Raw genomic sequence first — 15,136 nt, 5'->3', positions numbered from 1 at the left:
TATTAAAACGCACATCATATTTCCGGAACAGTCAATTTTAATTATAGTGATACCAATAGATTAGAGCATAATCAAATTCAACGTAAACAAAAAGGACTAAGTTCCGCACAATACAGAACTTAGTCCTTAAATTCAGTCAGCCAAAATTAGGGTACAGATAAAATTACCCTTTCATTTTATAGCTTACCAAATAGCTGGCGCCAGCCCCCACCATCACATCCTGTTGGCTATTATTCGCTGCCGAAGCGCGGATAATCCATTTCCCATTATCTGAGGTTCTGGAATAACCCAAGGCATAAGCAGATTGCCCACGATAATATGCGCCGGCCATAGCGACCGCACTTTTACCCGGTAAATACACCTGCGGTAAGTTAGCCATTGCCCCTGCTGCTGCAATACCGGCTCTCGCGTTGCTATCAACATTATGAATATCACGTGATAATCTATCCATACCGGCACCGATAGCATTCACTACATTTTTCAGTTGTTTTGCATTAATCGCATCACCGTTCGCTCTTGCATCAGCAACATTAGACACTCTCGCACCATTCACATTCACAACCGAGGTCCCCTCATTATCTTTACTTAAAGATAATTTCGTATCGCCATTACTAATAGAATGAATATCCGTGAGATCACCGGAGACACTCAAGGTATAACGGTTTTGTCCTTTTTCGCCGATTTCCGCTCTCACTTTTACATTGGTTCCACCAATAACTTCTGTTCTTGCTGCCGCTGCGGTTGCATTAATCGCTTTCGCTACGTCTTCACCCTTCGCAAAATGATTTCTCGCAAAATCTGCGCTAACGGTTCTCTTATCATCAGATAATGTTAAGCCAGTTTTTGCCACAGATAGAGTATAAACCGTCTGTTTATTATCTCCCTGACGTTCGCTAATAACAACACTCGTGGATTCAACCTCGGTTTTTGTTGCTTTAAGCTGTCTTACATTCACCGCGTCATTATCCGCTGTACCGTCTGCAATATTTCCCAATTGCATTGGCGTTTTATTCGCTAAATTCACCTTAACCTGAATTGGATTGAGGCTTATCGGTCCGGGTTAATGGTTTGCGTTAAGAAATTACCATTGTTATTGACCACCGCCTTTAATTTCAAGACGTTGATTTAGTTTTTTCTTAATCACGGTGTTATCATCTTTTTCCGCATAATTATCGGCAGAATATTGCTGACCATCTTCCAAGGTCGCCACTTCTTCCGTAATGGTTTTGCTTGGATCTTTCGGATCTTTACGTTCATACACAATCCGAGTTTTGTACTCACCCGCTTTCCCGTCCAAGCCCGCCGGACCATCAGCGCTCTTAATCATCACCCCGTCTTTTCCGTTCAATCCGATTGAAGCATCTTTCCCGTTAAGCACAACTGACGAACCATCCTTACCATCAACGCTAATCTTACCGTCTTCACCCGGTTTACCGTCCGCCCCTTTTTCGCCTACATTAAAATTATCAATTTTAAACGCATCACTTAAGGCAAAGGTAAAATTAGCGCCATCTTTCTTAATGGTTAAATTTTTACCCGCTTTCAAGCTCACCATATCACCGGCTTTGATTTGTTGCTCCGATTTTTGAGACCCTTCCGCTTCGCTACCGCCATCAGTACCGGACGTCACTTTCCAAAACGTATCATTAATAGTTTTGGTAATATCGGTTAACATGGCAATTTTATTATTATCTTGGTCAGTTGTTGGTTTAGCTTTGCCATCATTACCTACCGTAGAATTTCCGATGTTAACATTAAATTTCACTGTTAGTGTATCTTTTATTCCTTTTTCTTCTACTTTATTAGTAACCTCCGCAGTGGTGCCTGTACCGTTTGCATAAATCACCTTATCCCTCGGATTTATCTTTGCCGAATCTTTACTGTCAACAGAACCGCTTCCATCCGTGGTTTTTATCTTAAAACCGGAAATATTGACTGCGTTAAGAAGTTCGCTGGCAGCGACTAAATTTCCAGTGTTGACCTACTCGTGTCCATTCTTCATCAAGAATGACCATGCCATCATCATTAATATCAATACCTACCGTTTTAACGTGAATCTCAATCGTCCCATTTCTCGCTGTTGTCGTCGTGATTTGATTTTTACTGAATCCAACAATTTTCAGGCGTTCACCCAGTTTAATTGGTTTAGTGTCATTAAGATTAGTTTCAAAGATAATCCCTTTATTATCAAGTGCATTATTAACATCATCTACATATTTTTTATTAGCAACATCGCTTTCCTGTGAAGGAGTGCCGACATTAGTAATTCTCGCACCATCGATATCAATTTTTTTCTCATCCGGTGAAAGCGTAATCTTTCCATTATCACTACCGTTAGAAATTGAACCAAAACTTGCTTCCCCTATAATGGCTGCTGTATTTTTATCTATACTCCCACTTCCTTGTATTCCATCCGCTACTGGAAATGCCGCCTCTGCCGGCAATGCAACGGTAAACAAACCTAATAAAATAATTTGATATGAAAAGTGAAGTTTAGAGGAAAAAATGACCGCACTTTTGGAACCTTGAGCTTGGCGTTCAGTTTTGGATTTACCCTTTATTTTTGTTAGTTCAGAAACGGCTAACCAAGCCTGACGAGCTTCGCTCCAAACAATTCTAAATACTTTATTCATTCCATTAACCAAATTGAGAAATTGAAAAAAAATAATTCATCGGATTTCTTACAAACGCGTCATAGCGCCGAAAAGAGAGAAAGAGGATATTACTTAAAATTTGTAGCATAAAAAGTTCATTTATCTTCGCCATTCCTTGCACATGCCTCATCAAAAAACAAAATTATAAAACTCATCTATTATAAAAAATACAATTTATTCTTAACATTTTTACAAAAAATTTCTAAATCCACAGAATATAATTCCGGTGAAGCGTTCTTCTCTTTACCCATTAGAACCTCCTTGAACTTGTTCAAATCGAGCGATAAATTGAGGTAATAACAGGAAACAAAGTGATTTAATAATGTCATATTCAGCTTTGCTATGACGATAATGAATAAGTAGCCGCTTCACGGTAGGCAACTTTATCGGGAATATGGAAATCCAAAAGTGTTTTATCTTTACTCAGATTTTTCTCAAATAACTGCTTGAGCTGTCCAAGCACAAATTTGACATCATTCGTATGATCAACACAGTTTGGTACTGCTTTAAGTGGAGGAAGCTTAAAGCCGAAAGCCTCAAAAGTCTGAAGCTCCTGATACATACCTATCGTACCACGAATAAATTCTTTGGCAGATAGAATATGAGGCAGAATTGGACAAAATAATAAATCGGCAGCAAGAACGGACATATCTACGGTAATATCTCTTGTTCCGCGCGTATCTACAATAATGAGGTCATAGCCTCGTAATTTTTTTAGCAAAAAACTAAAACGAATAGCACCATCAGGTGCATTACGCAGCATTTGACTGACATTATTGGTCGGATCATTAGATTGAATGAGGTCTAAATTAGGTAGGGAGGTTTTTGAAATAATATGGCTCGGCTCAACATCTTGATAAATTAAAAACTCATGAATACCACCAAAAGCAACATAATCTAAGGAAAAATAGGCACTGAGTGTCGGTTGCGTATCGGTATCAATTAGTAAGGTTTTCAACCCGTGATCTGCACAAAATGCTCCGATATTCGCCGCATTGGTACTTTTTGCCGAACCACCTTTGGTTGAGGCAACGGTAATGATGAATGGTTTTTTAGATAAGTTCGAATTTCTCATTTGATACTCTCTTAACAAAATGATTGTTAATAAAGTATCGACTAGGAATTAGATATGATTCTGTAACATTACTAAGCAACGAATTTGGCTCCTCCTGCTGGACTTGAACCAGCGACATATGGATTAACAGTCCACCGTTCTACCGACTGAACTAAGGAGGAGTAGATTTTACGACTTAAGGAATGGTGCCTCGAGGCGGAATCGAACCACCGACACGGGGATTTTCAATCCCCTGCTCTACCGACTGAGCTATCGAGGCAACTCATCAGTGGTGCGTATTAAACGTTTTTTTCGCTTTCAAGTCAACAGATAAATGAAAAAAAATGTATTTTTTTGTTTGTTTGCATATTTAACAAACAAGGCGAATAGAAAACATTCAATTTTAGCTAAAAGAAAGGGCAATTTACTTCACATAAATTACCCTTTAGCGAGTTATTTTCACCTATCGTCTAACGCGATAACTTTTTTGTGCTTTATCCACTTTCACCAAATAGTTTCTCGCTTGGGAAGATGGATGTCGGGTAGTTAATATACGATAAACCTGTTCAGGATACATTTGGTTGATTTTGGCAATCGCTGCATCACGATCCGAATCAAAAACTCGCAATACCGCGCCGGCACCGCTGTTATACGCCGAAATTATCGCAAAACGTTTCGAAGTTGGGTTAGTAATGCCATCTAAATATTTATTTTGCAACAACCACAAATAAGCTGCACCGGTATCAATATTTTTAACCGGATCAAATAAATAACTTTTCGATGGTTGTCCACCGCGTCCTTTCATTTGGAACACATCGCGTCCGGCAGTATGTGGCACGACTTGCATCAACCCCATGGCATTGGCGTAACTAATCGCATACGGGTTAAAACTGGATTCCGTTTGCATAATACCAAGAATTAAACTTTCATCAATGCCATATTTTCTAGCAGATTTACGCACATAAGGCACATATTTTTGTGCGCGCACTGCAACGTGGTTAGCGATCATTGGGATGACTACAAATATGACATTTTTTCCATTGCTTAGTCGTCGAGTGCGTAATTTATTTTGAATAAGATAATTGGCAAAGTTACCCGCAATAGCGGTATTAGTAATTTGCTTGCCATGATTATCAATGACTTGCCCTACTAAAAACGGACGGGAACTTATCGGCACATCACCGGAAGCAAATAAATCAATTCCTTTTGCATCAGAACCCATTAATAATATATGCACAATTGCATTATATAAATGCTGTGTATCGGTATGGGTTTCTACGGTTATAGTTCCCTCATCAAAGCTAACATGACTACGAGTATAATAATGATCAGTATATTTTACATAGTCTTTTCGACTTGCGACCAAGAGTTCATTAACGCCCCAAATTTGATCGATATTATGGGAAAATTGACCGGTTAAGATATCTAACCCTTGGGTATCTTTAGAAAACGCCTCATCATAATTCACTCCTTTATTTACTGAGCTACTACAAGCATACAAAAAAGGAATCAGCACTAACATCAAATATTTTTTCATAGTATTATTTTTCTGTCGGTGGAACATAACCTTCAATGTGAACCTCTTTGCCTTCAAACAAAAAATTCACCATTTCTTTTTCCAATAATTGACGATGTTCGACATTCATCATATTTAGTTTTTTTTCATTCACCAGCATGGTTTGTTTTTTCATCCATTCTGCCCACGCCTGTTTACTAATATGATCAAAAATACGTTTTCCTAATTCGCCAGGATAGAATTGAAAATCCAATCCGTCCGCCTCTTGCTTTAGATATTCACAAAACACCGTTCTTGCCATAATCATTTCCTTTTTTGAAATTGAAGTAATAAGTTCTTGACGGGCGCTGCCAGTCCGATTTGATCAGGATTTTGCGGATCATACCAATATTTGATCGCACTTAATACCGATGATTGATATTCTGCCCCTGTTTCTGAAATTTTTTTCTCATCAGATCTTTTATTAGAGCGGTTTCCCACGCAAAAAGTTCGCTCACTTTCCGCATAAATCGGATAAATAGTGAGATGGAAATGACTAAAAGTATGGCGAAACGCCACCCATTCCTCATAACGGGTAATTCCTTGTTGTTGCAACGCCTCAAGTAAATCTTGTTTCTGCGTAAATTGCGGAAAGCAATAAAGCCCACCCCAAAGCCCTTGTGGCGGTCGTTGTTCCAATACGACCTTGCCCCGGCAGGCTAAAATTAAAAAATAACTTTCCCGCTCCGGCAAACTTTTTTTGACTTTTTTACTTGGATATTCCGTTTGTTTTTGCATCATTCCGGCTTGACAATGTTCGGCAATCGGACAAAGGGAACATTTCGGCTTGCTGCGTGTACAAATCAGCGAACCAATATCCATCATTGCTTGATTAAAATCCGCCACCTTTTCCGTCGGCGTCACCTCAGCGCTTAGCTGCCAAAGTTTATCCTCCACCTTTTTCTCGCCCGGCCAACCTATAATTGCAAAATAACGAGTCAACACCCGTTTCACATTTCCGTCTAAAATCGGATAAGGTTGATTCAATACGGAAGACAAAATGGCACCGGCAGTACTGCGCCCAACGCCAGGCAAATTCCAAACGTCCTGAAAATCCGTAGGAAATTCGCCGTGAAATTGATCTCGCACTACCTGTGCTGCCCGATGCAAATTGCGCGCACGCGCATAATAGCCCAATCCGGTCCACAAATGTAACACTTCATCCAGCGGCGCATCTGCAAGTGCAGTAATTGTTGGGAAAGTTTTGATAAAGCGTTCAAAATAGGGAATGACCGTGGTCACTTGAGTTTGCTGCAACATCACCTCCGACAACCAAACGCCATACAGGGTTTTCTGTTGCTGCCAAGGTAAGGTTTTTCGCCCAAAGTTATCATACCAAGTTAAAATCGCTTTTACGAAAGGGGAATTGACGGAAGATTTTGCCTGCATAACACTCGTGTAAGGTCAGAAAAGTGCGGTTAAAAATAGGGCAGAAGTGTAGCATATCCAAGAGGGCGATGCTATGCTTGTTGTGGAAAAGTCAGGAAACCCCTGACTTTTTCTTTTTATAACATAGCGTGAAATCACCAAAATTGTCTAAGTTGATGGTACAAGTTAGTAAATCTCTCACGTTTTTGTTGATAATATTCATGCCGTTGCAAATTTGGTTGATATATGGCTTCTAGGGGTAAAGGCTGACAAAACTGTGCTATATCTTGTTTTGGATTGAGTGCAATTTGTGCCAGTTTTGCCGCGCCCAATGCCGGACCGACATCGCCGCCGGTGCGATATTCTAGGGTTCTGCCACTAATATCCGCCAACAATTGGCGCCAATAACCGCTTTTCTCACCGCCGCCGATTAACGCAATACTGTCGGCGAGCACGCCGGTTTGGTGCAACACGTCAATTCCGTCCGCCAAAGCAAAACTTACCCCTTCAATCACTGCTTTTGCCATACTCGCTTGATCATCATTGTGGGTCAATCCCCAAAAGACGCCTTTGGCATGCGGGTCGTTGTACGGCGTTCTTTCGCCGGAAAGATAAGGCAAAAAAATCGCTTCAGAATTGACCGCGCTTTGTGCAACGCTCTGGAAAAGCGTTTGAATATCGCCTTATGCCGGTCACTTTTTTCGCCCAGTCTACCGCCGACGCGGCACTTAAAATCACCGACATTAAATGCCAACGCTCGGGTAACGCATGGCAAAAACTATGCACCGCTTTTTGCGGATTGGCGCTAAATTTATCGGTGACCACAAAATACACGCCGGAAGTGCCGAGCGACAGCATTGCCTGCCCGCTTTGATATAATCCGACGCCAATGGCACCCGCCGCATTATAAATGGCTAATTATTTTTTGCACATTGTTATATTCTGAAATCAATTTTTCTAACATTGCACTATTCATTGCTGGAGCATTTTCATTAGTGTGTAATTCAGCGCCTTCTAATGTAATATTTAGCTCAAATTGAGCCATAGCCTCATCATCTTTAATATATTGCTCATTTTTGCCTTTTTTAACTTTGTAGAGTGGGGGCTGAGCAATGTAAATATGTCCACGCTCAATTAATTCAGGCATTTGGCGATAGAAAAAAGTTAATAGTAAAGTGCTGATATGGGCACCATCTACATCAGCATCGGTCATAATAATAATGCTATGATAACGCAATTTATCTGGGTTATATTCATCACGTCCAATACCGCAACCAAGAGCTGTAATTAAAGTCCCTACTTCAGCGGAAGAAAGCATTTTATCAAAGCGAGCTTTTTCGACATTGAGTATTTTTCCTTTCAATGGCAAAATCACTTGATTTTTGCGATTACGACCTTGCTTTGCAGATCCCCCTGCAGAATCACCCTCCACCAAATAAAGCTCAGATAGTGCGGGATCGCGTTCTTGGCAATCGGCTAATTTGCCTGGCAACCCCGCAATATCTAATGCACCTTTTCTTCGAGTCATTTCACGAGCTTTCCGAGCTGCTTCTCTAGCTCGAGCAGCCTCTACAATTTTGGCTGCAATAATTTTGGCATCTTGCGGATTTTCTTCCAAATATTCTTGTAGCCGTTCACTCATCGCAGATTCAACCGCACTTTTTACTTCTGAAGAGACTAATTTATCTTTAGTCTGCGAGGAAAATTTTGGATCGGGGACCTTAACTGATACTATCGCGACTAACCCCTCTCTTGCATCATCACCTGAAGTTTCTACGCGATCTTTGTCACTTTTACCTTTTTTATTTAGTCCTTCTTTTTCCATATAGTTGTTTAGCGTGCGTGTTAATGCACTGCGAAACCCTGCTAAGTGAGTTCCACCATCACGTTGGCGAATGTTATTAGTAAAACAATGGATATTTTCTGCTTGATACCCTTCATTCCATTGTAATGCGACTTCTACGCCGATATTGTCTTTTTCTATGGAAAAATAAAAAGTTTTTTGATGAATTGGATTTTTGTTTTTATTTAAATATTCAACGAACGCTTGAATACCACCTTCATAGTGGAAGTGGTCTTCTCTATCGTTTCGTTTATCAATCAATTTAATAGAAACACCAGAATTTAAAAAAGATAACTCACGTAGGCGATTAGCTAATATATTGTATTCAAATTGAATATTTTTAAAAATGGTAGGACTTGGCCAAAAATGGACACACGTTCCAGTTTGCTCAGTATTGCCAACCTCAGCGAGAGGGGCAACAGGATCACCTAAATGGTAAAATTGTTCATAAACATGTCCTTGACGGCGAATAGTTAATTGTAATTTATCAGATAAAGCATTCACTACTGATACGCCGACGCCATGCAAACCGCCCGAAACTTTATAAGAGTTATCATCAAACTTTCCTCCAGCGTGTAGTACAGTCATAATGACTTCAGCTGCTGAAACGCCTTCTTCAGGATGAATGTCTACAGGGATTCCTCTCCCATCATCTTGTACTGAAATAGAATTATCAGTGTGAATAGTTACGATAATATCTTTACAAAAACCAGCTAGGGATTCATCAATTGCGTTATCTACTACTTCAAATACCATATGGTGCAATCCTGTGCCATCATCAGTATCACCGATATACATTCCAGGACGTTTACGTACAGCATCAAGTCCTTTTAATACTTTAATACTGTCTGCACCATAAAAATTTCAGGAGTTTCATTTGACATAAATTTTCTCTATTTTTTATAAAAATTAGCTAATTTTTTTTTTTTTTTATTTAACGAATTTGTGAAATTTCTATCAAATTAAATATAAATTTGTTTACTTTTTTAATTTATACGTATTATTTAGCACCTAGGTTTTACTTATTTTTCACTGAGAAATAAGTTGTGTAATATAGCAGTAGAAATAATCTGAAACTAAACATAAGTTATTTAAACTTTTATCAAAGTTCAAATTATTTCTATTTTATTCTTTACTTGCATAATTTTTATGGATTTTTATGAAACTCAGCTCAATTCCTGTTTTTTTAACAGGACTTTTTTCAGTAACTTTAGTATTAGCTCATCAAGATCATGAACAAGTTGATGTTTTTCAACTTGATGAAATTAAAGTGGAAAGCACTCCCTTTACGTTTAGTTCAGATCCTCTTTCAGGTGCACCTAAATTTAATGATATTGTCGTAAATAAACAAAAGTTAAAGGCTCGTTCCAGTACGCTAGGGAACGCTTTAAATGGTGAATTAGGTGTGCATAGTAGCCAGTTTGGTGGAGGTGCATCAGCACCTGTAATTCGTGGGCAAGAAGGAGTGCGGTTGAAAGTTTTGCAAAATGGATCAGATGTAGTGGATATGTCGCAGATTTCTCCTGATCATGCAATAGGTGTTGATACTTTACTTTCACAGCAAGTAGAAATTGTACGTGGTGCTTCAACTTTGCTTTATGCCAATGCTTCACCCGCTGGAGTAGTCAATGTAATTGATAATCGTATTCCAACTTCGATTCCTGAAAAGGGGTATGATGTAGATTTAAATTGGCGGTACAATAACAATAGTAATGAAAAACTTGGCACGGCAGGTATAACGGGTAGTGTTGGGAAGAATATTGCGTTACGGTTTGAAGGATTAGTTCGTCGTTCAGACAATTATCATGTGCCATCATTCAATTTAAGTAAAGTATTAGACTATGTACCAGATACTTACAATAGAACTAAATCAGGTAATTATGGCGTTTCTTTTATTGGTAAAAATGGGTATATCGGGGCTTCTTATAATGAGCGTCGTGAATCTTATGGTATTCCAGGACATAATCACGAATGGGATGGTTGTGCGGGACATGTGTATGGTTTACCTTTGAGAACAGATAAAAATTATTATTTATTACTTTATAAACATTTAATTTCGGATAAAGATCTGGATAACCCTCATTTTCACTGTGGAAGTAGTCATGCACATGATGGTCACAATCACGATCATAGTCCTGATCATCCTTATGGGCATGACCATGACCCAAGTTTAGGTGGCCCTACTGTGAATTCTCAATCAAAACGATATGATGTAAAAGCAGAATTGAATCAAGTAGTTAAAGGATTAGACAAAATTAAGTTGAGTTATTCTACAACGGATTATAAACATGATGAATCAGATGGTCACGTTCCAGTTAATTTGTTTAAAAATGATGGTTATAACTTTCGTACTGAATTTTTTCATACGCCAATTGCTAATTTGACTGGTGTTTGGGGCGTGCAATATCAATCGCAAATAATGAGTGCGAATATTCCTCGTTTACCACCTAAGCGGAGAAAATATTGCCCTTATGGAGAAGTGTGTCCAAAAGAAAAACCATTTGACTCTACCAAAATTACGGAAGGAGATCGCGTTGGTGGATGGGCTCTAATTGAGAATAAAAATACTCAGTTAAGTTTTTTTGCTGTAGAACAATTACGTTATAAAGATTTTTTATTTGAGTTAGGGGCGAGAACAGAAGAACAGAAAATCAAAATAGACTATGATGTTGAAGCGTTGAAAAAAATTAGAATAGGAGATTTACCGTTACCTGATTTAAGTGGTTATCATGATAGAGCCAATTCCTATGCATTATCAATAAGTTGGAATGTCTCTTCAGAATATATGCTTAATTTATCTTATTCTCATAATGAGCGACATCCAACACCAATGGAGCTTTACTATCATGGTAATCATATTGCAACGAATTCATTTGAATATGGTAACAAAGATCTAAAAAAAGAAGTTTCAGATAATTTTGAAATGGGTATCTCATATGAAGGAGATAAGTTAAGCTACAAGGCGAGTTTATATTACAATGATTTCGATAATCATATTTTTAGCCAAACTTTAAATAGAGAAGGAAATTTATCACTGAATCGTTATACCCAATCAAAAGCTAAATATTATGGCGTAGAAGGACAAATTGATTACAGTGTGACTCCTGAATTTTCTGTGGGAATTTTTGGAGATTATATCAGAGGTAAATTGTCTAATTTACCAGATTTTTATCACAGCAAGGGAGCTTTCGGTGGAGGAATCGCTGAGTCTCAGCCAAATCAGAATGCTCCAAGAGTGCCTCCTGCACGGTTAGGATTACGTACAAATATTCAATTTACCGATAATATTCTTGCTTCTGTAGAATATATTCATGTTTTCAAACAAGATAAAGTAACAGCTCCAAGAAAAAAACAGAATACAGATGGGTCAATTATTACTGATAAGAATGGGAATTTTGAATGGATAATAACAGAATACCCAACAGATGGATATAATATGGTAAATATGAATCTTGAATATAATAAGACAGTCAATAATATTGATTATCAAATTTTTATTCAGGGTAATAATTTGTTAAATGAGAAAGTGTATTCTCATGCTTCGTTTTTACCTTTTGTGCCACAGATGGGGCGTAATATTACCGTAGGAATGAATATTCATTTTTAGATTGCTATAAAAAAGAGCGGTGTGAATTTTTAAAATGCACCTCTCTTTTATCTATTGTGGGGAAAGTCAGCAAGAATTTCTTTTTACTATGTGTAATTAAAAATCACTTAGTTGATAGTATAACCTAGTAAATTTTTCATGTTTTTGTTGGTATTCTTTATATTTTTCTTGGTGAGGTTGGTAAACAGCCACTAATGGTAAGGGCTGACAAAACTGTGCTATATCTTGTTTTGGATTGAGTGCAATTTGTGCTAGTTTTGCTGCACCCAATGCTGGACCGACATTGCCACCAGTGCGGTATTCAAGCGTTTTGCCACTTATATCTGCCAACAATTGACACCAATAAGTGCTTTTTGCTCCACCTCCAATTAATGAAATATTATTTGCTACTACACCAGTTTGGTGTAGTACTTCGATTCCGTCAGCTAAGGCAAAACTTACTCCCTCAATTACAGCTTTCGCAATACTTGCTTGATCATCATTATGAGTTAATCCCCAAAACACGCCTTTAGCATAAGGATCGTTATGTGGGGTTCTTTCTCCAGACAGATAAGGTAAAAAAATCGCTTCAGAATTAACCGCACTTTGTTCCGCTTGACGGAATAGTGTTTGAATATCACCTATGCCAGTTACTTTTTTTACCCAATCTACTGCTGAAGCAGCACTTAAAATCACGGACATCAAATGCCAACGATCTGGTAATGCATGGCAAAAACTATGTACCGCTTTTTTGGGATTAGCAGTAAATTTATCAGTGACTACAAAATACACGCCGGAAGTGCCGAGCGACAGCATTGCCTGCCCGCTTTGATATAATCCGACGCCAATGGCACCAGCTGCATTATCGCCCCCGCCCGCCACTACCGGCACTTCTTTCATTTTCCATTGTTGCGCCAAACTTTTACGCAAATAACCGGTGATTTGATTGCCTTCAAACAGTTGTGGCATATTATCGATATCCAGCCCGCAAGCATGGAGTAAATCTTGGTTCCAATCCCGCTTGCCGACATCCAGCCACATGGTTCCGGACGCATCCGACATATCGGAGGCATATTCGCCGGTCATCAATAAACGTAAATAATCTTTGGGTAGCAGCACTTTCGCCACTTGGTCGGCAAGGCGAGGTTGGTGTTTCGCCACCCATTTTAATTTCGGAGCAGTAAAGCCCGGCATCATCAGATTTCCGGTAATTTCGCGACCGGTTGGTACCAATTGTTCCAACTCGGCGCATTCGGCAAAACTGCGTCCGTCATTCCATAAAATCGCGGGCGACAAGACTTGATCTGCGCTATCCAGCAAAGTGGCGCCATGCATTTGTCCGGTTAACCCGATCGCTTTTACTCGGCTAAGATCTTGTTGATTTGCCAACTCCAACATGGCAAGATTGGTCGCCTGCCACCAGTCTTGCGGATGTTGTTCCGACCAAAGCGGCTGCGGACGAGAAATAGTAAGCGCGTGGCTTGCGGTGGCAAGAATATGTTGCTCCTCATCCAGCAAAATCGCTTTGACGCTAGATGTGCCTAAATCAATTCCAATATACATAAAGGCTCCTTATTACACCGATCCTGATAGCTAAAAGTGCGGTCAAAACTTTAAAAATTCTCACCGCACTTTTAAGATTAAAGATAGATATAATGATTGACAATATTTTCAAGATATTCTTGTTGTCCTGAAACCGGTTGCGGATCTAAATTTTCCGCCACTTTTGCCAACGCTTCAAGTGATGATTGACCGCTTAAAATTTGTTGACCTAATTCACTACTCCAGCCTGCATAACGCTGTTCAACGATCTTCTCTAAAGTTTTATCTTCAAGTAATTTCGCGGCACGTTTTAATGACAACGCAAGTACATCAATGGCTCCAATATGACCGTGGAAAAGATCATAAGGATCGGTGCTTTGACGACGGACTTTTGCATCAAAGTTGAAACCGCCAGTTGTAAAGCCACCAGCTTTTAAAATTTCATAAAGTACAAGCGTATTTTCTTCTACACTATTCGGGAATTGGTCAGTATCCCAACCTAATTGCGGATCGCCACGGTTTGCATCAATAGAACCCAAAATATCAAGTGCGGCAGCAGTTGCAACTTCATGTTGGAAAGTATGACCTGCTAATGTTGCGTGATTAGCCTCAATATTTACTTTAATTTCTTTTTCTAAACCAAATTGTTTTAAGAAACCATAAACAGTCGCTACGTCGTAATCATATTGATGTTTAGTTGGTTCTTGTGGTTTTGGTTCGATCAACAACGTACCTTTAAAACCGATTTTGTGTTTGTGTTCCACTACCATTTGCATAAAACGACCAATTTGCTCGCGTTCACGACGTAAATCCGTATTAAGTAAAGTTTCATAACCTTCACGTCCGCCCCAAAGCACATAATTTTCCCCACCTAAACGTTTGGTTGCATTCATCGCATTAAACACTTGAGCCGCTGCTCGCGCAAAAATTTCAGGATTTGGGTTAGTCGCCGCACCTGACATATAACGCGGATTACTAAAGCAGTTCGCGGTTCCCCATAACAATTTTACGCCAGTTTCCGCTTGTTTTTGTGCTAAAAGATCCACAATTGTATTAAAATTTTTCATATATTCTACGTAAGAATTCCCTTCTGGAGCGATATCTACATCATGGAAACAATAATATGGCACGCCTAATTTTTGCAAAAATTCAAAGGCAATATCCGCTTTTTGTTTTGCTGCATCTAATGGATTAGATATTTTTTGCCAGCTACGATTAAGCGACCCAACCCCAAACATATCATTCCCTTCCCAACAAAAAGTATGCCAATAACATACTGCTAAACGTAGATGCTCTTCCATAGTTTTACCTAAAATCACTTCTTGTGGATTGTAATGTTTAAAGGCAAACGGATTGGTTGAATTTATACCTTCATATTGTACTTTTCCTATTTTGTTGAAATAGTTAGACATAGTTCATTCTCCTCTAAGTAGTAAATACTGAAATCTATTGCATAATGACGAAAACTAGAAATGCCTTCAATTACGATATTTCGTTTTTCAATTTAGATTATTAGTTAATGTGTATCAGATCA

The 15,136-nt window shown here is 38.9% G+C and carries 9 protein-coding genes, 2 tRNA genes and 3 pseudogenes; 1 reads left to right on the top strand and 13 read right to left on the bottom strand.

What is annotated here, in order from left to right:
- Nucleotides 1–163: 163 nt before the first annotated feature.
- The 11 genes and pseudogenes from CFY87_RS08600 to gyrB form a co-directional block, all read right to left on the bottom strand.
- A complete protein-coding gene (locus tag CFY87_RS08600) occupies nucleotides 164–1,024 on the bottom strand; it encodes a YadA-like family protein (RefSeq protein WP_094946781.1) in 861 nt (286 codons plus the stop codon).
- Nucleotides 1,025–1,090: 66 nt separating this feature from the next.
- A complete protein-coding gene (locus tag CFY87_RS08595) occupies nucleotides 1,091–1,846 on the bottom strand; it encodes a hypothetical protein (protein WP_094946780.1) in 756 nt (251 codons plus the stop codon).
- A 94-nt stretch (nucleotides 1,847–1,940) separates the two neighbouring features.
- Nucleotides 1,941–2,633 carry an ESPR domain-containing protein gene (locus CFY87_RS08590; protein WP_094946779.1) on the bottom strand — a complete coding sequence of 231 codons (693 nt, stop codon included), beginning with the start codon at nucleotides 2,631–2,633 and terminating at the stop codon, nucleotides 1,941–1,943.
- A 264-nt stretch (nucleotides 2,634–2,897) separates the two neighbouring features.
- A pseudogene (locus tag CFY87_RS08585) lies at nucleotides 2,898–3,729 on the bottom strand (ParA family protein).
- A gap of 85 nt (nucleotides 3,730–3,814) precedes the next feature.
- A tRNA-Asn gene (locus CFY87_RS08580) sits at nucleotides 3,815–3,890 on the bottom strand.
- A 22-nt stretch (nucleotides 3,891–3,912) separates the two neighbouring features.
- A tRNA-Phe gene (locus CFY87_RS08575) sits at nucleotides 3,913–3,988 on the bottom strand.
- Nucleotides 3,989–4,171: 183 nt separating this feature from the next.
- On the bottom strand, nucleotides 4,172–5,245 hold the full coding sequence (mltC, locus tag CFY87_RS08570) for a membrane-bound lytic murein transglycosylase MltC (protein WP_094946778.1): 1,074 nt from the start codon (nucleotides 5,243–5,245) through the stop codon (nucleotides 4,172–4,174).
- Nucleotides 5,246–5,249: 4 nt separating this feature from the next.
- Nucleotides 5,250–5,525: an oxidative damage protection protein gene (locus CFY87_RS08565; RefSeq protein WP_094946777.1), complete on the bottom strand. Its 276-nt coding sequence runs from the start codon at nucleotides 5,523–5,525 to the stop codon at nucleotides 5,250–5,252.
- Between the two features lie 2 nt (nucleotides 5,526–5,527).
- The gene (gene mutY, locus CFY87_RS08560; RefSeq protein ID WP_094946776.1) at nucleotides 5,528–6,652 is read right to left on the bottom strand and encodes an A/G-specific adenine glycosylase; all 1,125 of its coding nucleotides are present in this window, start codon (nucleotides 6,650–6,652) and stop codon (nucleotides 5,528–5,530) included.
- 134 nt (nucleotides 6,653–6,786) lie between these two features.
- A pseudogene (locus CFY87_RS08555) lies at nucleotides 6,787–7,537 on the bottom strand (FGGY-family carbohydrate kinase); the annotation flags it as partial.
- A 1-nt stretch (nucleotide 7,538) separates the two neighbouring features.
- Nucleotides 7,539–9,317: pseudogene (gene gyrB / locus CFY87_RS08550) on the bottom strand (DNA topoisomerase (ATP-hydrolyzing) subunit B); the annotation flags it as partial.
- 316 nt (nucleotides 9,318–9,633) lie between these two features.
- Between gyrB and CFY87_RS08545 the strand changes: the two are divergent.
- The gene (locus CFY87_RS08545; RefSeq protein ID WP_094946775.1) at nucleotides 9,634–12,081 is read left to right on the top strand and encodes a TonB-dependent receptor; all 2,448 of its coding nucleotides are present in this window, start codon (nucleotides 9,634–9,636) and stop codon (nucleotides 12,079–12,081) included.
- A 96-nt stretch (nucleotides 12,082–12,177) separates the two neighbouring features.
- Here CFY87_RS08545 and xylB read toward each other — a convergent pair whose 3' ends face one another.
- Together xylB and xylA are read right to left on the bottom strand one after the other, a co-directional pair.
- Nucleotides 12,178–13,623, bottom strand: coding sequence for a xylulokinase (xylB, locus tag CFY87_RS08540; RefSeq protein ID WP_094946774.1), 1,446 nt, complete (start codon nucleotides 13,621–13,623; stop codon nucleotides 12,178–12,180).
- Nucleotides 13,624–13,700: 77 nt separating this feature from the next.
- On the bottom strand, nucleotides 13,701–15,014 hold the full coding sequence (xylA, locus tag CFY87_RS08535; protein ID WP_094946773.1) for a xylose isomerase: 1,314 nt from the start codon (nucleotides 15,012–15,014) through the stop codon (nucleotides 13,701–13,703).
- Nucleotides 15,015–15,136: the final 122 nt, after the last annotated feature.

Origin of the sequence: Actinobacillus seminis (assembly GCF_002263215.1) — a bacterium.
Classification (GTDB): Bacteria; Pseudomonadota; Gammaproteobacteria; order Enterobacterales; family Pasteurellaceae; genus Actinobacillus_B; species Actinobacillus_B seminis.
The sequence above is the reverse complement of the archived record's forward strand: the minus strand, read 5'-3'. Positions and strand labels throughout refer to the sequence as shown.